This is a genomic window from Thalassospira sp. ABD4_177 (assembly GCF_056160125.1).
The window spans coordinates 406,786-429,493 of sequence record NZ_JBSWWO010000003.1; the positions used below are offsets into that span (position 1 = coordinate 406,786).

20 protein-coding genes are annotated in these 22,708 nt (G+C 55.0%); 10 read left to right on the plus strand and 10 right to left on the minus strand.

What is annotated here, in order from left to right:
• Nucleotides 1-11 precede the first annotated feature (11 nt).
• The 5 genes from ACXAF0_RS17830 (at nt 12) to ACXAF0_RS17850 (ending at nt 4,617) form a co-directional block, all read left to right on the plus strand.
• Nucleotides 12-563 carry a sarcosine oxidase subunit gamma gene (locus ACXAF0_RS17830; protein WP_475347172.1) on the plus strand — a complete coding sequence of 184 codons (552 nt, stop codon included), beginning with the start codon at nt 12-14 and terminating at the stop codon, nt 561-563.
• A 305-nt stretch (nt 564-868) separates the two neighbouring features.
• Nucleotides 869-1,405, plus strand: a complete 537-nt coding sequence (locus tag ACXAF0_RS17835) for a PAS domain-containing protein (RefSeq protein WP_475347173.1) — start codon at nt 869-871, stop codon at nt 1,403-1,405.
• An 8-nt stretch (nt 1,406-1,413) separates the two neighbouring features.
• Nucleotides 1,414-2,562 carry a methyl-accepting chemotaxis protein gene (locus ACXAF0_RS17840; protein WP_475347174.1) on the plus strand — a complete coding sequence of 383 codons (1,149 nt, stop codon included), beginning with the start codon at nt 1,414-1,416 and terminating at the stop codon, nt 2,560-2,562.
• A 120-nt stretch (nt 2,563-2,682) separates the two neighbouring features.
• Nucleotides 2,683-3,621, plus strand: coding sequence for a 2-hydroxyacid dehydrogenase (locus tag ACXAF0_RS17845; protein WP_475347175.1), 939 nt, complete (start codon nt 2,683-2,685; stop codon nt 3,619-3,621).
• Nucleotides 3,622-3,765: 144 nt separating this feature from the next.
• Nucleotides 3,766-4,617 (plus strand): urea carboxylase-associated family protein, encoded by an 852-nt coding sequence (locus tag ACXAF0_RS17850; protein WP_475347176.1) that lies wholly within the window; start codon nt 3,766-3,768, stop codon nt 4,615-4,617.
• Between the two features lie 63 nt (nt 4,618-4,680).
• On the opposite strand, the gene modC is transcribed toward ACXAF0_RS17850, so the two are convergent.
• The 8 genes from modC to ACXAF0_RS17890 form a co-directional block, all read right to left on the minus strand.
• A complete protein-coding gene (gene modC, locus ACXAF0_RS17855; RefSeq protein ID WP_475347177.1) occupies nt 4,681-5,811 on the minus strand; it encodes a molybdenum ABC transporter ATP-binding protein in 1,131 nt (376 codons plus the stop codon).
• A complete protein-coding gene (gene modB, locus ACXAF0_RS17860) occupies nt 5,808-6,500 on the minus strand; it encodes a molybdate ABC transporter permease subunit (protein WP_475347178.1) in 693 nt (230 codons plus the stop codon). Before modB ends, modC begins: the two co-directional genes overlap by 4 nt.
• Entirely contained in the window at nt 6,497-7,318 is an 822-nt protein-coding gene (gene modA, locus ACXAF0_RS17865; RefSeq protein ID WP_475347179.1) for a molybdate ABC transporter substrate-binding protein, read from the minus strand. Before modA ends, modB begins: the two co-directional genes overlap by 4 nt.
• Nucleotides 7,319-7,481: 163 nt before the next feature.
• On the minus strand, nt 7,482-8,000 hold the full coding sequence (locus ACXAF0_RS17870; protein WP_475347180.1) for a hypothetical protein: 519 nt from the start codon (nt 7,998-8,000) through the stop codon (nt 7,482-7,484).
• 64 nt (nt 8,001-8,064) lie between these two features.
• Nucleotides 8,065-8,754 (minus strand): exonuclease domain-containing protein, encoded by a 690-nt coding sequence (locus ACXAF0_RS17875; RefSeq protein WP_475347181.1) that lies wholly within the window; start codon nt 8,752-8,754, stop codon nt 8,065-8,067.
• Between the two features lie 5 nt (nt 8,755-8,759).
• On the minus strand, nt 8,760-10,628 hold the full coding sequence (locus ACXAF0_RS17880; RefSeq protein WP_475347182.1) for a DUF294 nucleotidyltransferase-like domain-containing protein: 1,869 nt from the start codon (nt 10,626-10,628) through the stop codon (nt 8,760-8,762).
• A 122-nt stretch (nt 10,629-10,750) separates the two neighbouring features.
• On the minus strand, nt 10,751-12,517 hold the full coding sequence (locus ACXAF0_RS17885; RefSeq protein WP_475347183.1) for a sodium:solute symporter family protein: 1,767 nt from the start codon (nt 12,515-12,517) through the stop codon (nt 10,751-10,753).
• A gap of 24 nt (nt 12,518-12,541) precedes the next feature.
• A complete protein-coding gene (locus tag ACXAF0_RS17890; protein ID WP_475347184.1) occupies nt 12,542-12,802 on the minus strand; it encodes a DUF4212 domain-containing protein in 261 nt (86 codons plus the stop codon).
• 529 nt (nt 12,803-13,331) lie between these two features.
• Here ACXAF0_RS17890 and ettA point away from each other — a divergent pair.
• Complete coding sequence (gene ettA, locus ACXAF0_RS17895) at nt 13,332-15,011, plus strand: energy-dependent translational throttle protein EttA (RefSeq protein ID WP_475347185.1); 1,680 nt, start codon at nt 13,332-13,334, stop codon at nt 15,009-15,011.
• 136 nt (nt 15,012-15,147) lie between these two features.
• On the opposite strand, the gene ACXAF0_RS17900 is transcribed toward ettA, so the two are convergent.
• Together ACXAF0_RS17900 and ACXAF0_RS17905 are read right to left on the minus strand one after the other, a co-directional pair.
• On the minus strand, nt 15,148-15,786 hold the full coding sequence (locus ACXAF0_RS17900; protein WP_475347186.1) for an MlaC/ttg2D family ABC transporter substrate-binding protein: 639 nt from the start codon (nt 15,784-15,786) through the stop codon (nt 15,148-15,150).
• Nucleotides 15,787-15,795: 9 nt separating this feature from the next.
• Nucleotides 15,796-16,581, minus strand: a complete 786-nt coding sequence (locus ACXAF0_RS17905; RefSeq protein WP_475347187.1) for an MlaA family lipoprotein — start codon at nt 16,579-16,581, stop codon at nt 15,796-15,798.
• Between the two features lie 302 nt (nt 16,582-16,883).
• On the opposite strand from ACXAF0_RS17905, the gene ACXAF0_RS17910 reads away from it, so the two are divergent.
• The 4 genes from ACXAF0_RS17910 to metH all read left to right on the plus strand — a co-directional run bounded on the left by ACXAF0_RS17910 (nt 16,884) and on the right by metH (nt 22,662).
• Nucleotides 16,884-17,861 (plus strand): ArsR/SmtB family transcription factor, encoded by a 978-nt coding sequence (locus ACXAF0_RS17910; RefSeq protein ID WP_475347188.1) that lies wholly within the window; start codon nt 16,884-16,886, stop codon nt 17,859-17,861.
• 100 nt (nt 17,862-17,961) lie between these two features.
• Complete coding sequence (gene metF / locus ACXAF0_RS17915) at nt 17,962-18,855, plus strand: methylenetetrahydrofolate reductase (protein ID WP_475347189.1); 894 nt, start codon at nt 17,962-17,964, stop codon at nt 18,853-18,855.
• Between the two features lie 49 nt (nt 18,856-18,904).
• Nucleotides 18,905-19,972, plus strand: coding sequence for a homocysteine S-methyltransferase family protein (locus tag ACXAF0_RS17920; protein WP_475347190.1), 1,068 nt, complete (start codon nt 18,905-18,907; stop codon nt 19,970-19,972).
• 38 nt (nt 19,973-20,010) lie between these two features.
• Nucleotides 20,011-22,662, plus strand: a complete 2,652-nt coding sequence (gene metH / locus ACXAF0_RS17925; RefSeq protein ID WP_475347191.1) for a methionine synthase — start codon at nt 20,011-20,013, stop codon at nt 22,660-22,662.
• The last annotated feature ends 46 nt before the right edge of the window (nt 22,663-22,708 follow it).

The following is a 22,708-nucleotide window of genomic DNA, read 5'->3' on the forward strand; positions in this document are numbered from 1 at the left end:
GGAACAGAAAAATGACGGTACTTACACACGCATTTACGCCAGGTCCGATCGTTGCCTCCGGGCCGGTCAAACTGACCCTGATGGCACCGGTTGCCCGCTTCTCCTTGCGTCTGCGTGCAGCCGGCATTCCGGCTGTATCAAAGGCCCTTGGTGTTGATTTGCCAACCACGGTTGGTGAACGCGCTGTCAATGGCACGACGGAGGCGATCTGCCTTGGCCCGGATGAATGGATGATCATCGCCAAGCCGGACGATACCGAGAAACTGGTTTCGGCCTGTGCGGATGTTTATGCATCTGCGACCCACAGCCTGACCGAGGTATCCGCCCGTGAAATCACGGTCCGCATCGAAGGTGACCGTGCTGCAGAATTGCTGACCATCGGCTGCCCGCGCGACATTGACAGCATCCCGGTTGGCGGTGGTTGCCGCACGGTGATTGACGGTGTCACGGTTGTCCTGTGGCGTGACGAAGAACAAAGCTTCCGCATGGATATCTGGCGGTCGTTTGCCCTGCACATCATCGATCTGCTGTGCACCGGCTGCAAGGAATTCGCCGCAGAATAAACCAGGTTGGGGCGGGGTTCTGGCAATTGCCAACCCCGCCCTTACTGTATCTGAACGATCCCATCAGCTGCCACGGATCAGGCCGTTGGTTGTCCGACCGACCATCTGACTCAGAGCGAAAGCCTGGATTTGCAATTTAACCGCGATCCTGTGGGTTGAATTTTTCGGTCCCCGCCCCATTAGTATAATTAACCCTGCTTTATTGAGATATTCGCACATGCCCTTGGTTATGGTGGCTTTGGTGTGCAGGTGAGTTTTTCAAATTAAAAAGTGGGGTCAGGGTGCTAATAACCGGGGGTAGATAAATGAGTGACCGTCGCGAGGCGAAGCTTTCTGGCAACGAGGTCTATCTTCAGCCAGACGAAATCATCGTTACCAAGACCGATACCAGTGGCAAGATAACCTACGGCAACCGGACATTTTACAAACTTGCCGGGTACGATGAGAAAGAATGTATGGGGTCCCAGCACAACATTGTCCGGCATCCCCACATGCCACGTGCATTGTTCAAGGTTGCCTGGGAAACCATTCAGGATGGTCGGGAAATTTTCGGATATGTGAACAATCGTTCCAAGAATGGCGACAATTACTGGGTTCTGGCCCATATGACGCCCAGCCGAAATACCGAAGGCGAAATTATCGGTTTTCACAGCAACCGTCGTGCGCCTGACAAGAAAATCATCGATGAGACCATCGTCCCACTTTATGCCCACCTGCAGGAACTCGAGAAATCGGCACCGTCCCCCAAGGACGGGCTGGATGCGTCCTATGCCGAAATTACACAGATGCTCACCGCCAAAAAACAGACATTCAACGAATTTACTTTGTCTCTTGGAGGGTAGAACAGATCATGTTTGGGTCCAGCAATGCCGAGATCAGGAACGCGACAGAGGTCGTTCGCCGTGCCGCCGCAGGCGACTTCGAAGCCCGCATCACCAACATTAACAGCACCGGAGAAATTGGCGAGCTTCTCAATGCGATCAATGATCTGATCGACCGCAATGACACCTATGTTCGGGAGTCGGTCGCCTGTATGGAAAAGGTGCGCGATAACCGCTATTTCCGCCGGATCATGGAAACCAGCATGCAGGGGACGTTTCTGACCGCCAGCCGGTCGGTCAATAGTGCACTTGGCATGATGCAAAGCAGAACAGACGAATTCAAAGGGCTTGCTGATTCATTTGAAGATACAGTTGTCAGCGTTGTTAATTCCGTTTCTGCCTCGGCGACGCAATTATCGGGCTCATCACAACAGCTAAGTACCATCGCCGCAGACGCATCTGAAAAATCGCTTTTGGTGGCTTCTGCAGCCGAACAGGCATCGGCGAATGTGCAGGCGGTATCATCGGCATCCGAAGAACTTTCGGCCTCCATTCATGAAATCAGTGGTCAGGTTTCCAATGCGGCCGTGGTCGCCAATGAAGCCGGCGAAACATCGAAAAATGTCACCGCCCAAGTCACAGAGCTGACCGAGGCGGCTGATCAGATCGCAACTGTGGTTGCGCTGATCAATGATATTGCGTCCCAAACCAATCTGCTGGCGCTGAATGCGACGATCGAGGCGGCACGTGCAGGCGAGGCCGGAAAGGGCTTTGCCGTGGTCGCCAACGAGGTGAAAAACCTTGCCAGTCAGACGGCACGCGCCACCAGCGAAATCAGCCAGTATGTCGACAACATTCAGGGCGCAACCACTTCGACCGTTGCGGGGATTGACCGGATTTCGGCAATCATATCGCAGGTCAATGATGCCAATACCTCGGTCGCAGCCGCGGTGGAGGAGCAATCCGCCGCGACAAACGAGATATCGCGCAATGTTCAGGAAGCCTCGACCGGCACGGATGAGGTGTCCCGCAATATCGTCACGGTGACCAGCGGGGCACAGGAAACCGGCGATGCGGCCGAGGAACTGACCGGCGCTGCGCATGACCTGTCCACCAAGGCGAGAACCCTAAAAGAGGAAATCGGGAATTTCCTGACCGAGGTGCGGCGCGTGGTTTGATGTTGTCCGGTAATCGCACGCGCGCAGTCCGGTTGCAGATATCAAGGATCCGGTAAACTTGTTTTACAAGTCGGAGGTGGCTAGTCTCGGGAGCATATTGCCCCATGGAAAGCCATCCCGATGATCCGATCCGTTCTTGCCTTTCTTGATATACGTCCAGCCCATACGCGTTTGATCGCGGAACGTCATGACCTGCATCGCTATGACTTGATCGAGGACAAGCAAAAGTTCCTTGATGAGATGGGTGATCAGATCCGCGCGATTGTGACATCCGCACGCTTTGGCGTGCCGGCAGACCTGATGGCGCGACTGCCCAATCTTGAGGTCATCACGAGTTTCGGTGTGGGCCATGATCTGATTGATCTTGATGCCTGTCGGGCGCGCGGCATTCGCGTTTCCACCACCCCGGATATCCTGACCGATGATGTCGCCGATACGGCGATCATGTTGATGCACGCCACCTTGCGACAGCTGCTCGTTGGTGACGACTGGGTGCGCAGCGGTAAATGGGCCGCCAAGGGTCCGATGGCGCTTGCGCGCACCGTGCGCGGCAGAAAGCTTGGTATCGTCGGGCTCGGGCGTATCGGGCAGGCGATTGCATCGCGCGCCATCCCAAGCGGGGTCGAAGTCGGCTATTTCGGACGTAGCAAGAAGGCCGATGATTACCGGTTCTTTGATGATCTGGTCGCCCTGGCCGCGTGGTCAGATATTCTGGTGCTGTCCTGCCCCGGTGGGGCGGCAACCAAGGGGATTGTCAATCAAGCGGTGCTTGATGCCCTTGGAGGCGACGGGATCGTGATCAATATCGCCCGCGGATCAGTGATGGACGAGCCGGCCCTGATCCGTGCATTGCAGGATCGTTCCGTTGCCGGTGCCGGGCTTGATGTTTTTCATAATGAACCCAAAATCAATCCGGCCTTTGCAGCGCTTGATAACGTCGTCCTCTACCCCCATCATGCCAGCGGGACCATCGAAACCCGCGATGCCATGGCGCAACTGGTTATCGATAACCTTGATGCCTGGGATGAACGCGGTGAATTGATCACACCGGTTGTGTGATTGGGTCGCGACGTTTCGGTGGGCCGGTTCAGTCAAATTTTGTCCGAACAACTGTTGCGTAATCAGACGGGAAACATGCTTGTTTCAGCGCGCCATTGTGCCATTCTGTCGCGCATCTGATTTTATGATATCGAAGGCCACCCCATGATGCCCAAACCCCAGCACCCAGCCCCGGCAGATGCCGCCGCACGCCGCGCGGTTAAGCCCGTCGTTGTTTATCCCAACGGAACGCTGCCTGAACTCGATTTTGCGACATTGTCCACCTTCAAGGCCTCAATGAAGAAGGCGGATGAGGTCATCGTTCCGCCGCGCGATGCCAAAACGTTTCGCGTGCCCAAGGGGCATTTTTTCCGCATTGTCAGTGTCGACGGGCCGCAGGTCGGGGACCTGAATCTTTGGAATGCCAATGACCTGAAGGAACGGTTTTTCAGCGGCAAGACGCGGGCGTTGCACCGGACCCATGTGACGACCGGTGATCGGCTGTGGTCAAATATGCCCTATCTGCGGTCGATGGCACTGATCAGCGAAGATACGCTCGACTGGTATGGTTTTGATGAAGACGGTGGCAGCGTTCATGACGTGATCGGCACCCGCTGCGATCCGTTTACCAACAAGCTGTTGTCGGGACAGGATTACCATCATTGCTGCCATTCCAACCTTTGTCGGGCGCTAAGTCACGAAACCGGCATGTCGATGCAGGAAGCCGACCATTATGTACATGATGTGCTCAATGTCTTCATGTGCACCGGTTTTACCAAGGACAGCCATCAGTATTTCATGAAGGCAAGCCCGGTACGTCCGGGCGATTATCTTGAAATGTTTGCCGAGATTGATTTGCTGGGCAATCTGTCGACCTGTCCGGGTGGGGATTGCAGCAGCGGCCATTCAAGTGATGAAGCGGCCTGTTATCCGCTGAAGGTCGAGATCTATGAAACTGATCCCGCCTTGCAGGATAAATGGGACTGGCCCGCACCCAGTGCCTATCAGCATCCCTGATGCCAAGAAAAATCCCCGTCGGTTCTACGACGGGGATTTTGGGTAAATAAGGATCAAAGACGTTTAACGGTCGCGCAATTGCCCATTTACCGTGACCGATTTGATCACGGCAAACACCTTTTGATGAGGCTGCAGTTTTAATCGTGATCCCGACCATTTGGTGATGCGGGCGTGGATTTTTGGTCGCCCACTGGTTTCAGCCAGAAGGGTGGCGTCGGCATCCTGACCAAAGCACATCGTGACATCGATGGTATCGCCGGGTTCGTCACTGATTTTGGTGATGGTTACCGGGATGATGTTATTGGCACTGATGTCGCGCGGCGGGGTGCGGGCAATCATGACATCACGGGCACGTACATGCAGACGAACCTTGTCTGATTGCGGCCGACCGAGATAGGGCACAACAAGGCGCTGTTCCCCGCATTCAAGGAAGCTGACCTCGGCCTTGGGATCGCGGCTGACAATCCGGGCGGGCAGGACTGTTCCGGCGTCAAAGCGCCCGGCCAGTGGCGGCAGGTCTGTGCGCCCGAGCATTTCAAACACCGATCCGGTGGCAAGGGTTTTGCCCTGATCAATCACCACCATATGGTCGGCAAGACGGGCGACCTCGTCAATGGCGTGTGTGACATACAGAATGGGTATCTTGCGATGATCGCGCAGCCATTCAAGATAAGGCAGGATTTCCTGTTTGCGCGCGTGATCAAGGGCCGAAAGCGGCTCATCAAGCAGCAGCACATCCGGATTGGACAAAAGCGCCCGGCCCAGTGCGACGCGCTGCTTTTCCCCGCCAGACAGAAGATTGGGGCGACGGTCCATCAAATCCGCGATATCAAGCATCGCAAGAATGGCCTGTTGTTCGTCCTGCGGCAGTTTGTGCGGATTGCGGCGTGCGCCATAAAACAGGTTGTCGCGCACGGTTTTATGCGGGAACAGGCGGTTATCCTGAAACACACATCCCACCCGGCGTTCGCGCACGGCCAAGTTGATGCCACGCGAATGTTCAAACAGGACATGGTCATTAATCTGGATATGGCCCCGGTCCGGACGGACCAGCCCGGCAATCATATTGACCAGTGTTGTTTTGCCGCTGCCCGATGGACCAAACAGGGCGGTAATACCGGGTTCGGGAATATTGAATTCCGCCGCAAGCCGGAAGTCCTTGAACTGATGTTCGACATTTACACCGATGCTCATGACGCGGTCCTCTTGCGGATGCGGCGCAGCGCCAGTTCGGACAGAAGCAAGCCGGTAAAGGCGAGGCCAATGGAAAGGGCTGCAAGCCGTGCTGCCGCCAATTCACCACCAGGTGTCTGGATGGCGGTATAGATCGCAAGTGGCAAAGTACGGGTTTCGCCCGGAATGTTGGAGACGAACGTAATGATCGCCCCGAATTCGCCAAGGCTTGCGGCAAAGGCCGTGATCGCACCGGCAATGATGCCCGGAAGAGCAAGGGGCAAGGTCAATGAGAAGAACCGGTCTATGGGCCCGGCCCCCAAGGTTTCGGCAGCCTGATAAAGACCATGATTGACGTTCTCAAGGCTTAGCCGGATGGCGCGGACCTGAAACGGGAAGCTTACAATCGCCGATGCCAGTGCCGCACCTGTCCAGCTAAACACAAAGCGCAGATCGAAGGTTTCATAAAGCCAGGCGCCCAGCGGGGCACGGGTGCCCATGGCAATCAGCAACACATAGCCCATCACAACCGGCGGCAGGATCAGGGGCAGATGGACAATGGCATCCAGAATAAAACGCCCGGGGAACCGTCCCAGGGTCAGGGCGGTTGCGACAATAACCGCAAAGGGCAGGGCACAGGCAACGGCAACGCCAGAGATGCGCAAGCTTAGAAGCAGTGCCTCGATTTCGGCGGGGGTCAAGCTGATCATTGTTCGGGCACGGCTGCCTGCGTTGTTGCAAGGGGTCCAAAGCCATAGTCGGCAAAAATGCGGCCCGCGTCATCCCCCAAAAGCCATAACAGGAATTTCATTGCACCGGCTTCGGCCTGATCAGCGATCAGGGCCACCGGATAGGTGATGGCCGGGTGACTGTTTTCGGGGAAGGTTCCGATGATTTTGACCTTATCTGAAATGCCGGCATCGGTTTGATAGACAATGCCAAGCGGCGCTTCACCGCGTTCGACAAGTGCAAGGGCCGCGCGAACATTGTCAGCGCGGGCGAGCCTCGGGTTTGTGTCTTCCCAGTGCCCAAGTGATGTCAGCGCCTGCTTGGCATAAATCCCAGCCGGGACGTGGTCCGGGTCGCCGACCGCAATGCGGTCATCTGATCGGATCAGGGATGTCAGGTTGGTGGTCGCATCAATGGTGATCGGGCTAAGGGAACTGTCCGTGGGGGCGATCAGCACCAACCGGTTTGCCAGCAGGTCATAGCGGCTGGTGGGATTGATCAGGTCCTGCTCATCAAGCCAGTCCATCCATTTTTCGTTGGCCGAAATATAAACATCCGCCGGTGCGCCTGCGGCAATCTGGCGCGCCAATGTTGATGAGCTGGCAAGTGACAGGCGGATTGTATCCCCGGTTTTCTTTTCATAGGTGCTTGCTACGGTTTCGATGGCGTTGGTCATGCTGGCGGCAGCAAAGACCGTAATATCGCGTGCCTGGGCACTTGCGGACATGCTGACAAGTGCCAGCAGCGTGACAAGAAAAAGGGCGAATGCAGGTGAAGTTCGGCGCAGGGTTTGGGGCATGGGGACTGTTGCTCGGCTGTAACGGTGGTGGCGTTGCGGATCACTATAGCGAAAATCGCTGTGAAACAAAGGCATGAGGGCGATTGCCTTTGTAACGTGCCGATAAATGACAAGGCCCGCCGGGTGGCGGGCCAAAGATCAGAAGTGTTTGTCCGGATGATGATTACGAACAAACAGCTGCGCGCAGTGGCTCATCCGGACCCATATCAAACCATTCATCCATATCAGTCGGGAAGCCGTTGTCATCAAGTGCTGTTTCCGGCGTGATATAGCCACGACGACCTTGCGCACAATCAACAAGATGCGTCAGCGCCAGCGTTTCACCGCCCTTGCGCAAAAGCAGCGTCATGACGCGCTTTTGATCAGGGTTTTCGGGATTGGCGACCAGCTTGTCGTGATCAATTGCGGTAAAGCGGTTGGTTGGCGCGGAAACAAGTGTCCAGGGTGCGAAGATGTTTTCGTCGGTGAATGTCTGGATGACACTGATGTTTTGCGGCAGGCGGGCTTCGTAACGGTCAAACCAAGTGTATTCATCCCAGATCATGTAGCCAAACATCGCAATCGCCGCGACAAAGGGGATGACATATTTCGGTGCTTTACGGCCCCAAAGTCGGAACAGCAGCATGACCACACCAGCCGATGCAAACCCGACAACAACTGTCGTGAAGATGAAGACGTACATTATGCTGGTGGCTCCCGAATTACTGTTATTGTTGGTGGGGCAATTTTTGAGCCCTGATAACCGATTAGCGCAGTATCCGGTCGAGCTCAAGTTCGCCTTTTGGATCACGGTTGGCGACCTGGGCCAGAAACAGGCCAGAGGCGGCAATGGCATCCGAAAGCGCATTATGCGCCCGGAAGGGCGGCAGGTTGTGATTTCGACGCAGGGTATCAAGGCGAAGGGCGCCGGCCTTCATCGGCTCCCCACTACGTCGGATGTCACGCAGCGCCAGTACAAGGGTATCAACCGTCGGAATTTGCAGCGGCGCACCAAAACAGCGTTTGCACGCCTGGCCAAGAAAGCCGAGTTCAATCGGTGCATGATGTGAAATCAAAACACGCCCGGCCATTTGCGGCAACAGATGTTCAAGGGCCGCCTCAATATTCGGGGCATCGGCGACGTCGCTATCGAAGATGCGATGCACAACGACCGAGCTTTCGCTGAGTTCCTTGGTGGGGCGGACCAGAATATGCTCGCAACTTGAAAAATCGACAGCGAGCTGGCGAATGATCACCCAGCCCAGGCTGACGATTTCTTCCTTTTTGGGATCAAGGCCCGTGGTTTCGAGATCAAGCGCAATGAATTCGGTTTCCATCACCGATCTTTCGGGATCGGCTGGCGGCACATCGTAATAGGTCCGCAAAGGCCCGGTGGCCTTGCGTTGGACAAAATCACGGTACAGGCGGCTATCAAGGATCTTTTCGCGCAAACCCATCTTGATCACGTCCCGCTTTTGCCAAAGGCGTGCTCAAGCGCGCTTTGCAGGTTCTTGATTACCGAGAACGCGTCTTTGAGATGGCTGCGCTCGAATGCTGACAGGCTTTCGGGTTGCAGGAAGTTATCAGGGGCCTCGCCGCGCCGGATTTGCCGGACCTGGTGTTTAAGGCGTGTGATGCTGATGAACTCAAACGCATCCAGAAGGTCAGATGCCCCCTGATTGCTGATCGACGGGAAGGCTTTGACGGCATTGAGACGTTCATAGGTGTTGATCGCCTCAACCCCGTTGGCAAGGGCATGAATGCGTGCCAAATCGACGATCGGCACAACGCCATTGTGTTTGAGATCAAGCGTCTTGTCATGCTCGCCGCCGCGGATCATGACGAAGTTTTTAAAGAAGCCAAGTGGCACATGATGGGTCAGCGCATTGCCGACCATATAGGCCTGGAAAATGCGGTTGTCCTTGGCCTTGGAAACGATCATGCGGTGCAGGTCATCAAACAGGCTTTTGGTGCCATGAACCGGGCGCAGATCAAACCAGACCGAACACAGCATCAGGGATTTTGGTTCCGGTTGTTCGATCCATTTATTAAAATATTGCTGCCAGGTGCGGGCCGGTTGGCGCCATTCATCGATCTTGGCCATCATATCGCCGGGGCAATAGACATAGCCGACCTTGTGCAACCCGTCACAGACGTAATCGGCCAGTTTCTTGAAATACGCACCGTGCTGATCAGGATCATAGGCGTCATCAATGATCAGGCAATTGTCCTGATCCGACAGGGCGGTTTGTTCCTGGCGGCCCTGTGATCCGCCGGCCATCCAGACATAGGGAACGGGTGGCGGACCAAATTCTTCTTCGGCAAGTTGCAGCAGGCGCGCGGTGGCAGCGTCCGAAAGCGTGGTCACGATATGCCCGGCATTATGGGATGTCGCGCCAGCTTCGATCAGGTGGCTGAGAAGTTCGGGGACCTGTTCAATGACCTTGGCCATTTCTGCAGGGTCGGTCAGCTTGCCGATGCGACCGGCCATGTAAACCGCGGACAGCGATTGGCGTGCAAGCAGGTTATTGGTGGTGATCATGCCGACCGCCTTGCCGTCCTTCATCACCGGCAGATGGCGGATATTATTGCGCGTCATGGTTAAAAGCGCGTCGAATGCGTACTGATCCGGCGAAATCGAGATCGGCTTCTCGGTCATGATGGCCGTTACCGGCTCGTCATAGCTACGGCCTTCGGCGACGACCCGGTTACGCAGGTCGCGGTCGGTCATGATGCCGGCAACGCCGTCATCGCCCTCGGTGATCAGCAGGCAGGAAACGCGTTCCTTGCTCATGAGCTGCCCGGCTTCGAGGATTGATGCCGATTTGTCGATGCTGACCAGATTACGGGCAATCAGGTCACTGACCTTTACACTCATCAGTTTGAGTTGATCGTCATCGCGGCTTTCAAGCAGCTGCATCCCGCTGCGCAGTCGATCGCCCCCCATCTGCGAGAAGAAATAGCTGAATTGCGGGTACTTGCCCGTCAGATCATGGAAATCCTTTTCGGGCAGCAGGTAACACAGGCTGTCTTCAAGGGTGGTGATGTTGTTGGCCGCCCGTCCGTTTTGATACATCGCTCGCACGCCAAAACACTCGCCCTCGGACAGGCGGGCAAGCAATTGCCCGTTCGGGTCACGGGTCTCTGTGCCGCCGGTGCGGATAATATAAAGATGAAGGCATTGTTGTTCGGGCGAAAGCACCTTAGTCCCGGCCCGGAAATAGCGGGCCTGCAGGCGTTTGGGCAGCGCATTTATTTCCGCATCGGGTAACAGATCGAACGGGTGATGTTGTTTCAGAAACTCGGCAATTTCTTCGAGTTCGATGCTCATGACTGCTTTCCTCCGCACGGGCGCGCCCTGAAATCATTGTTGCCTGACAAAGATCGAAAAGAAAAGCCCCCGGATCAAGGATCCGGGGGCTTGCAACAGTTTTTGGCAAACCGGTTGACCGATTAGTGGTCAACCGCGCCACCGGCCCCTTTCGGAACACGGATGTCTTCAATCATGTGCTGGATATGCTCTGGCGGCTCAGCAGTGACTTTCGACACAGCGAAAGCAACCACGAAGTTCAGAACCATACCAACCGCACCAATGCCTTCCGGCGAGATGCCAAACAGCCAGTTTTCCGGCGTGTTTGCAATGATCGGGTCGAAGAACACACCTTTATAGGCAAGGATATAGCCCATGGTGAAGATCAGACCGGTCAGCATGCCGGCAATCGCGCCTTCGCGGTTAACCTTCTTGGAGAAGATCCCCATGATGATAACCGGGAACAGCGAGGATGCGGCAAGACCGAAGGCAAAGGCCACCACCTGTGCAACAAAGCCCGGAGGATTGTAGCCCAGATAACCGGCAATCAGGATCGCTGCGGCAGCGGCAATACGCCCTGTCATCAGTTCCTGACCCTCTGTCATGTCTGGTGTGAAGGTACCTTTGAGAAGGTCATGCGAGATACTTGACGAAATCACAAGCAACAGACCGGCTGCCGTCGACAGGGCCGCAGCGATACCACCGGCTGCAACCAGGGCGATGACCCAGTTCGGAAGCTGTGCGATTTCCGGGTTGGCCAGAACCATGATGTCACGGTCAACCTTCAGCTCGTTACCAGCCCAGCCGAATTCGGCTGCCTTGGTGGCGAACTCTTCGTTTGCGTCGTTGTAGTACTGGATACGACCATCGCCGTTTTTGTCTTCAAACGACAGGAGGCCAGTGGCTTCCCAACGTTTCATCCAGTCCGGACGCTCTTCGAATACAAGGTTGCCTTCCGGATCGCCGACTTCGCCGGTCTGGATGGTTTCGGTCAGGTTCAGGCGGGCCATTGCACCAACTGCCGGAGCGGTGGTGTAAAGCAGCGCGATGAAGACCAGGGCCCAACCGGCCGAAGAACGTGCATCCCGGACTTTCGGAACGGTGAAGAAGCGAACGATAACGTGCGGCAGACCTGCGGTACCAACCATCAGGGCAACGGTGATCGCAAAGATATCAATCGTTGACTTGCTGGTGGTGGTGTATTCGAGGAAGCCGAGTTCCGTCACAACCTGATTAAGGCGATCAAGCATGAATTCGCCGGTGCCATTCACGGTCGAGCCGAATGCCAGCTGCGGCAGCGGATTGCCGGTCAGCTGGAAGGCAATGAAGATTGCCGGAATGGTGTAGGCGACAATGAGAACGCAATATTGCGCAACCTGGGTATAGGTAATGCCCTTCATGCCGCCAAGAACGGCATAGATAAAGACGATGCCCATGCCGACGATCAGACCGGTCAGCAGTTCGACTTCAAGGAAGCGCGAGAACACGATACCAACGCCGCGCATCTGACCTGCCACATAGGTGAACGAGATAAAGATCAGGCAGATAACAGCAACGATACGGGCTGCTTTGGAATAATAACGGTCCCCGATGAATTCCGGCACGGTGAATTTGCCGTATTTACGCAGATACGGTGCCAGAAGCATTGCCAGCAGGCAGTAGCCGCCAGTCCAGCCCATCAGGTAAACCGAGCCGCCATAGCCAAGGAAGGCAATGAGGCCAGCCATAGAGATAAAGGAAGCAGCCGACATCCAGTCTGCTGCGGTCGCCATGCCGTTGACGACCGGGTTAACACCTTTGCCAGCGACATAGAATTCGCCGGTGGTGCTTGCCTTGGCCCAGATCGCGATGCCGATATACAGCGCGAAGCTCAAACCGACGGCAATATATGTAAGGGTAGTAAGATCCATCTTGTCTGTCTCCCAGATCCTGCGTCAGTCGTCGTCTTCCTGGACGCCGAATTCGCGGTCCAGTTTGTTCATCTTGGCCACATAGACGAAAATCAATGCGACAAAGACGTAAATGGACCCCTGTTGAGCAAACCAGAAACCAAGCTGGAAGCCCGCTATTTCGATAGAATTGAGGGCATCGACAAACAAGATGCCGAAACCGTAGGAAACGATGAACCAGATCGCGACAAGCACCGAGACCAGTTTCACGTTTCTCTTCCAGTAGGCTGCGCTTTGTTCATCCATCGCGCGTCTCCTTCCTAGAAATGATAACTTTCCCTGCCGACATCATTTTTGAATTGTTTTTGCCGGCCGCATGAATAAGTGGCATCGAATGCATTGGGACACACTCATTGCCTGTAAAGGTCGATATCAGCTTTCGGGATTCGCCATAAGCTAATCATTAGTCGTATAGAACAGGGTGTTAGGGGCTTTGACGCCTGTGGCATGACTGAAAATAGTGACAGAAACCGGTCGGTTTTTATTGTGTGCGCTGCAGCATTTCAGGGTTGAACAAGCCATGCTGTTTCTGCCTAAAAAGTGACGTTTTCAGGGGGTAACTGACCGCGAAAGTGTTCTTTGCCGGTTTTTCGATGTGGAATCGTTGCAAGATTTGCCCGGTCGGGCCGGTAGTTTCGGGCTTCTGCGGTTTGAAGTTGTTAAGAGACAGCCTGTCGGTTACAAACGGGCACAGTATTTCAGGCACGCGCCTTGGGCGTGCCGTAGTGTTCCGGCCCGACGGGGCGGACCCAACGACTTTTGGATGGGGAATTTAATGGCATCCTACCAGTATATTTACGTCATGAAGGACCTGACCAAGATCCTTCCGGGCGGTCGCGAACTTTTCAAGGGCATCACGCTGTCCTTCCTGCCGGGCGTAAAAATCGGTGTTCTCGGGAACAACGGCGCAGGTAAATCGACCCTGCTGAAAATCATGGCCGGCATAGAGAAGGATTACGCCGGTGAGGCCTGGCCTGCTGATGGCGTCAATGTTGGCTATCTCGAGCAGGAGCCGCAGCTTAACCCGGAAAAAGACGTTCTCGGCAATGTCATGGAAGGCTGTGGCTCGATCGTTGACGATCTTGCGCGCTTCAACGAAATCAGCGGCAAATTCGCTGAGCCGATGACCGATGACGAGATGACAGAACTCCTTGCAGAGCAGGGCGAACTGCAGGAACGCATCGATGCGGCCAATGGCTGGGATCTGGAACGTACCCTTGAGATCGCGATGGACGCCCTGCGTTGCCCGCCCAAGGATGCAGACGTTTCCAAGCTTTCGGGGGGTGAGCGCCGTCGTGTGGCACTTTGCCGTCTTCTGCTCGCCAAGCCTGATATTCTGCTGCTTGACGAACCGACCAACCACCTTGATGCGGAATCGGTTGCGTGGCTTGAACGTCACCTTGAAGACTATCAGGGCACTGTCATTCTGGTCACCCACGATCGTTACTTCCTCGATAACGTCACGGGCTGGATTCTTGAACTTGACCGTGGTCAGGGCATCCCGTTTGAAGGCAACTATTCCTCGTGGCTGGAACAGAAGCAGAAACGTCTGGAACAGGAAGCCCGTCAGGAAGGCAGCCGTCAGAAACAGCTGGCAACCGAATTGGACTGGATCCGTCAGAACCCGAAAGGCCGCCAGGCAAAATCCAAGGCCCGTGTCCGTGCCTATGATGATCTTGTCGCCGAGGCCGCAAAAGCGGTTCCGGATTCGACCAAGATCGTTATTCCGATTGCCGAGCGTCTTGGTAATGAAGTCATCACCGCCGAAGGTCTGACCAAGGCCTATGGTGACAAGCTTCTGTTCGAGAACGTTGATTTCCGTCTGCCGCCAGGTGGCATCGTTGGTGTCATTGGTCCGAACGGTGCTGGTAAAACCACGCTGTTCAAAATGCTGACCGGCAGTGAAAGCCCGGATGCCGGTGATCTGAAAATCGGTGAAACCGTCAAGATGGGCTATGTAGATCAGTCGCGTGATTCGCTTGATGCGAACAAGACCGTCTGGCAGGAAGTTTCAGATGGTCTTGACGAAATCCTTCTGGGTAAGCGCCCGATGAGCTCGCGTGCTTATGTATCGCAGTTTGCCTTCAAGGGCGCGGACCAGCAGAAAAAAGTCGGTCAGCTTTCAGGCGGTGAACGTAACCGTGTTCATCTGGCCAAGATGCTGAAATCCGGCGCGAACGTCCTGCTACTTGACGAACCGACCAACGATCTTGATGTCGATACCCTGCGTGCGCTTGAGGAAGGTCTTCTCGAGTTTGCCGGTTGTGCTGTGGTTATCTCGCACGATCGCTTCTTCCTTGACCGTATCGCGACCCATATTCTTGCTTACGAAGGCAACTCGCATGTCGAGTGGTTTGAAGGCAACTATCAGGAATATGAAGCGGATTACAAACGCCGCTATGGTGAAGAGGCGAGCCGCCCGCACCGCATCAAATACAAGCCGCTTACCCGTTAAGCCAGGCTTTCGGTTTGAAATTAAAGGCCACTTTCGGGTGGCCTTTTTTTATGTCTGGACGATGGACCAAAACAAAAAAAAAGCCACCGTCGCGAGGATGGTGGCTTTTGTATCTGGTGGTGAAGACGGTCTTTTCTTAAAGGCCGGTCTTTGCCTTCAATGCTGCGGTCAGGGCGCTGACATCGTCATTGTTCTGCTGAATGACCGATGTGAACTCATCGCGCTGGGTGATTCCCATGCTCAGACCTTCGATGGAAACATCAATGATCTTGTAGCTGTCATCAAACACCCGCATCCGCCAGACGATGTTGACTGGCGGTCCGTCAGGACGGACAAACTGCGAGTCAACAAAGGTGTCCTTGTTCTTTTGGGTTTCATCGCCGACAACGAATTGTTCGCCGCTGAATTCCTTGAACTGGTTGGCGTAGTTCAGCGCCAGATAGTTCTGCAGCAGAACCGAGAACTCTTCGATTTCCTCTTTGGAGATCGAGCGCCAGTAACGGCCAAGCACAAAGCGCGAGACGACATCCATCGCAAAGTAGCGGTCCATCAGGGAGACGAACTTCTTACGACGGACCTCATCTGCGAGTGATTGGTCTGTCAGCTCGTTGATGGCCTGATCCGCCATGGTCTGAATGACGTCTGCGGCACTGGTTTCAACAGCGACTTCGGCAACGACATTGGAAGACGGGCTGTTTGCCAGAGAAGGAGTCGCCGAAGCTGCCGCGATGGCGATCATCGCAGCAGTTGGTATGGCGATCTTTATAATTGCCATGACGGGCTCTTATTCGCTTGCCGCGTCAACAGCCTCGTCGAAGTCAAAAGAGGCACTTTCGTCTTCAACAGCTGTTGTCGGTGCCGGGGCACCATTACGGATCAGCGCGTTGCGCTGCTGACGATACAGGCTACGAAGCGCTGCATAATAATCGATCGACGATTTCTGCAGTTCGTTCAGCTGATTGATCGTCGCATAACGCGTATGCAGGGCGGTGAGCCCGAGAGAACCCCAGTAAAGGGCTTCTGCGGTGTCGCTGTTTTCAGCGCCCCAGGTCAGCGGGTTGGCAACGTAATCAACGGCAATACCGGTCGTGTCACGCAGGTTGGACGGGCCAATCAGCGGCAGCACGATGTAAGGTCCGCCGCCAATGCCATAATGGGCAAGGGTCTGACCGAAATCTTCACGGCGATACGGAATGCCAAAGTCAGTTGCAACATCGTTGAAGCCAAGAAGGCCAATCGTCGAGTTCATGATGAAACGCTGGAACGAGGCAGCAGCCTGATCCGGATCACCTTGCAGCAACGCGTTGAAAGAGTTCAACGGTTCGTTGATGTTGCGCACGAAACTTTTGACGGATGTTTTGACGGGTTCCGGGGCAATGTCGCGGTACCACATTGCAGCGGGATACAGGACCATGAAATCGACTGCGCCATTGACGCCGTGAACAACACGGTTCACCGGTTCAAGCGGGTCGTAATCACTCGTGTCCTGAGCGGGTTCTGTCGATGCGCACGCGGTCAGCAAAGACAGCGATCCTGCGGCACAAAGCGAAAGCAAAGTTCGAAACTTCATTATTTTTAGCCAACCGATGTTCGATACACAGACTTCCCCTGACCCAAAACGTTTTTGGTGCGGGACACCAAAAAACGTTACCGATCAACTCCCTGCTCGCAAGGGCGACCATGTAACGCACACGCCTCAGATATCCATCTGGTTAGCATAGGGTGAATTTAAACACCAGCATACAAAAAGTTGATCGCGATCAAGCACTTTATGTGTGTGGCATTTGGGCAACATGTTTCACGGCGAAAATAGTCCTTGAACAAATATAAACATATCTTTATATCTTTCTCGTCGACGTGGAGGGCATTGAGATGGAACAGGTTCTGGCAAGATTGCGCGCAGCTGCCGAAGCAACGCGGCTTCGTTTGCTGGCGATCTGTGCCGAGTGTGAGCTGACCGTCAGTGAGATCACCCAGATCATTGGCCAAAGCCAGCCACGTGTATCGCGACATCTTAAGCTGTTGTGTGAAGCAGGCTTGCTGGTGCGTTTTCGCGAAGGCACCTGGGTTTTCTATCGTACACCGCATTCCGGTCCGGGGGCGGACCTTGTTCAGCCTGTTCTCGATCTTTTGCCCGAAGATGACGAAACGCTATCGCTTGACCGTGCGCGCCTTGACCAGGTGAAGGCCGAGCGTGAGAAAATCGCCACTGAATATTTCCGCGCGAATGCCGAAGACTGGGATCGGATCAGGTCCCTGCATATTGATGAAGCCGTGGTGGAAAAGGCGTTGCTAGACGCCGTGGGTGATTTGACGGGCGGTCGCATTCTTGATGTCGGTACCGGTACAGGACGTATTCTTGAGCTGCTTGGGCGCAATGCTGAAGAGGGCGTTGGTGTTGACATGTCCCGCGAAATGTTGGCGGTGGCGCGTGCGCGCCTGCAACGTGCGGACTTGTCTAATTGCCTCGTTCGCCAGGCAGATATGTATCAGCTGCCTTATCCGGGCGGCATGTTCGATGTGGTGACCCTGCATCAGGTTTTGCATTTCGCAGAGAAGCCCGAGGCCGCCCTTGCCGAAGCCGCAAGGCTTCTGGCGCCGGGCGGCAAGCTCGTGATCGTCGATTTCGCCCAGCACGAGCATGAGGAATTGCGTGAGGAACATGCGCATCGTCGACTTGGCTTTGATGACGGATCGATCAATGCGTGGTTCCGCATCAACAAGCTTGAGCCCGACAATGTGATCAGCCTGCCCGGAAAGCCACTGACGGTGCGGATCTGGTCAGCGCTCCCGGCAAGGGATCAGGCGGCAGATAAACCAGAAAACAGTTCTGAAAAGGCAGCGGAATAGCGCGCAGCTTTTTGAAACAGCAAGACGATAAGACCCGACCCAAGGGGCCAGAGCAGTAAAAAGCCCACAGGGAAAGCGAAGACAGGATTTAAATATTGATATGATGACGGTTCAGGAAATCAAGGCAGTACGCAAAAACCTCAAGGTTTCATTCGAATTCTTCCCGCCGAAAACCGAGAAGATGGAAGAAACCATGTGGCGGTCAATCCGTCGGCTTGCGCCGCTCAATCCGTCTTTTGTCTCTGTGACCTATGGGGCAGGCGGTACCACGCGTGGCCGCACTCATGGCAGCGTAACCCGGATCCAAAAGGAAACCGGCATTCCGGCAGCGGCCCACCTGACCTGTGTCGGCCACACCAAGGAAGAGATTGATCAGATCGCACGCAGCTATTGGGATGAGGGGATCCGTTCGATCGTTGCGTTGCGCGGTGATTTGCCTGATGCCGGTGACAAGTATGAGCCGACCCCGGGTGGGTATGCCTATGCGGTTGATCTGGTCGCGGGGCTTAAGGAAATTGCTGATTTCGATATCTCGGTTTCGGCTTATCCCGAAACCCACCCGGATGCGCCGAGTGCAGATTTCGAGATCGAGTATCTCAAACGCAAGATCGATGCCGGTGCAAACCGGGCGATCACCCAGTTCTTCTTTGATAATGAAACCTACCTTCGCTTCCGGGACAAATGCGTGGCTGCGGGGATTGATGCGCCGATTGTTCCGGGCATCTTGCCGGTCACCAACTTTGCCTCGCTCTTGAATTTTGCGGGCATGTGTGGTGCTTCTGTACCGCAGCGTTTGCATTGGCGGTTCGAAGGTCTTGATGAAGACCCCGATACACGCCGAATGGTTGCATTCCATGAGGCGATTTCACAGGTAGAAGGTCTGATCAGCGAAGGTGTGACCGACTTCCATTTCTATACGCTTAACCGTGCCGAACTGACCTATGCCATCTGTCATGCGCTGGGCATTCGCGGGCCTGAACTGGCTGCAGCCTGATCGCCCCTTTTGCTTTGACCGTGACGCGTGACAAATTGACTGGATGAAAATGATGAATGATCGCAAGGAACGCATTGCCCTGCTGCGCAAAAAGGCCGAGGAAAAGATACTGATCCTTGATGGCGCAATGGGCACGATGATCCAGAAGCACAAGCTGACCGAGGAAGATTATCGCGGTGAACGCTTTGCCGGCTGGAAACAGGATGTGAAGGGCAACAACGATCTTCTGTCCCTGACCCAGCCCGACATCATCAAGGACATCCATCTGCAATATATCGCAGCCGGTGCTGACCTGAACGGGACCAACACCTTTAGCGCGACCACGATTGCCCAGGCCGATTACGGCATGGAAGATCTCGCCTACGAGATCAATTACGAAAGTGCCAAGATCGCCCGTGCGGCCTGTGATGAATGGGAAGCATCCCATCCGGGCGATGTTCGCTTTGTCAACGGTGCCATCGGCCCGACCAACCGTACCGCTTCGATTTCACCGGATGTGAACAATCCGGGCTTCCGTGCGATTACCTTTGATCAGCTTAAAGAGGCGTACAAGGAAGCAGCCAACGGTTTGCTTGATGGTGGGGCGGACACGCTTCTTGTTGAAACCATCTTCGATACGCTCAATGCCAAGGCAGCCTTGTTTGCCATTGATGAAGTTGTCGAGGAACGTGGTGAAGATGTGCCTGTGATGATTTCGGGCACCATCACGGATGCATCGGGGCGTACCCTGTCGGGCCAGACGACCGAGGCATTTTATAACTCCGTCCGTCACACCAAGCCGTTCTCGATCGGGCTCAACTGCGCGCTGGGTGCGGCACAGCTGCGTCCCTATGTGCAGGAACTTTCGCGCATTGCCGAATGCCGCGTGTCGGTTTACCCGAATGCCGGTCTGCCGAACGAATTTGGCGAGTATGATCAGTCAGATTCCGAAATGGCAGCCCTGGTCAAGGAGTGGGCTGACGAAGGGATGATTAATCTCCTGGGCGGCTGCTGTGGTACGACGCCACCACACATCAAGGCGATTGCCGATGCCGTTGCCGATGACAAGCCGCGCACCGTGCCGACGTTTGAGCCGCGTATGCGTCTTTCCGGCCTTGAGCCGTTTGATGCCGCGTAACCCCGATATTGATTGCTGAAAAGAGATCGAAAAGACCCATGACCGACATTTCCAGATTTATCAATATTGGTGAACGAACCAACGTTGCCGGATCGATCAAATTCAAGAAGCTGATTGTCGAGGAAGATTACGATTCAGCGCTTGAAGTCGCCCGCCAGCAGGTCGAAAACGGCGCGCAGATCATCGACATCAACATGGATGATGCCATGCTTGATGCCGAAACGGCGATGGTCAAGTTCATCAACCTGATCGCGGCGGAACCCGACATCGCGCGTGTGCCCATCATGGTCGACAGTTCCAAATGGAACGTGATTGAAGCGGGCCTCAAATGCCTGCAGGGCAAGGGCATCGTTAACTCGATCAGTCTGAAAGAAGGCGAAGAGCCCTTTGTTGCGCAAGCCAAGATGCTGCGCCGCTATGGCGCGGCAGTTGTCGTCATGGCCTTTGATGAAAAAGGTCAGGCCGATACGGTTGATCGCAAGTTTGAAATCTGCAAACGCAGCTATGACGTGCTGGTCGAGAAAGTCGGCTTCCCGCCGGAAGACATCATTTTCGACCCAAACATCTTTGCCGTCGCAACCGGTATCGAAGAACACGACAATTACGCGGTCGATTTCATCGAGGCGTGCCGTCTGATCAAGAAACATCTGCCCTATGCCAAGATTTCCGGCGGTGTTTCAAACGTGTCCTTCTCGTTCCGTGGCAACAACCCGGTGCGTGAAGCGATGCATTCGGTGTTCCTGTATCACGCCATCAAGGCGGGACTGGATATGGGCATCGTCAATGCCGGTCAGCTGGTTGTTTACGAGGAAATTCCCGAAGAACTGCGCGAACGCGTTGAAGACGTCATCCTCAACCGCCGTTCGGATGCGACCGACCGGTTGCTGGAAGTGGCCGAGAAATACAAAGGCACGGGCGGGCCCGAGAAAAAGGCCGACCTTGAATGGCGCAAAAAGCCGGTCAATGAACGTCTGGCACATGCGTTGATCAACGGTATTGCCGAATATGTCGAAGAAGATACCGAAGAAGCCCGTCAACAGGCCGACAAGCCACTTCATGTGATTGAAGGGCCGCTGATGGATGGCATGAACATCGTTGGTGACCTGTTTGGTGCCGGCAAGATGTTCCTGCCCCAGGTGGTGAAATCCGCCCGTGTGATGAAAAAGGCCGTCGCCTATCTGATCCCCTTCATTGAAGAGGAAAAAGACGGTAAACACGAAACCAATGGCAGAATCCTGCTCGCGACCGTTAAGGGCGATGTGCATGACATCGGCAAGAACATCGTGGGCGTGGTTCTGCAATGTAACAACTTCGAGGTCATTGACCTTGGCGTGATGGTGCCGACCCAGAAAATCATCGAAACCGCCAAGGCCGAAAATGTCGACATGATCGGCCTTTCGGGCCTGATTACGCCGTCGCTTGAGGAAATGACCTATGTCGCGGCCGAGATGGAACGCGAAGGACTTGATATCCCGCTTCTGATTGGCGGCGCGACAACATCAAAGGTCCATACCGCGGTCAAGATTGCGCCGAACTATCTGAAATCATCGGTGGTTTACGTGATCGACGCATCGCGTGCGGTCGGTGTTGCAAGCCAGCTTCTGTCCGAGACACATCGCGAACGCTTTGCGACGGAAATTCGCAATGAATATGTGGCGATGGCTGAAAAGCATGCCGCACAGCAGCTTCAGAAAAAGCGTTTCTCGATTGTTGATGCGCGGGCCAACAAGGCGCAGCTTGATTGGGATAACTTTGAGGCACCCGTGCCGCTCAAGCCGGGGATTACCCTGTTTGAGGAGTTCGACCTTGAAGAGCTTCTGGAACGCTTTGACTGGAAACCGTTCTTTGAAACCTGGGAACTGCATGGCCGTTTCCCCGATATCCTCAAGGACGAGAAGGTCGGCGAAACCGCGCGCGGACTGTATGAAGACGCGCAGGAAATGCTCAAGAAAATCATTGCCGAAAAATGGTTCAAGCCAAAGGCGGTGGTTGGTCTGTGGCCGGCCAACTCGGTCGGTGATGACATCGAAGTTACCCCGGCCCCGGATCACAATGAACCGGTGATGCTCCATACCCTGCGTCAGCAGATGTATCGGGAAAACAACAAGCGCCCGAACCGGGCATTGGCCGATTACATCGCGCCAAAAGACAGCGGCAAGACCGACTATATCGGTGCCTTTGTTGTGACGGCCGGGCCGGAAGTCGAAGAAATCGCCAGCAAGCTTGAAGCCGAGCATGACGATTACAACGCCATTCTGGTCAAGGCCCTTGGTGACCGCTTTGCCGAGGCCTTTTCCGAGCGTATGCATGAAAAGGTCCGTAAGGAACTTTGGGGCTATGCCCCGGATGAGGCGCTTGGCAATGATGATCTGATTGCTGAAAACTATCGCGGTATTCGTCCGGCGCCGGGCTATCCCGCATGCCCGGAACACACCGAAAAGGGCATTCTTTGGGATCTGCTTGATGCGGAAAAGAATGTTGGTGTGTCACTGACCGAAAGCTATGCCATGACGCCGACCGCATCGGTCAGCGGTTTTTATTTCGCCAATCCGGATGCCAAATATTTCGGCCTTGGCAAGATTGAGCGCGATCAGGTGGAAAGCTATGCCGAGCGCAAGGGCATGACCCTGGCAGAGGCAGAGCGCTGGTTGGCGCCGAACCTGAATTACGATCCGCGTCAGGCGAAATAATCGTCGTTCCGGTTGCAAGGAAAAGCCCCGCAGACTGCACTCTGCG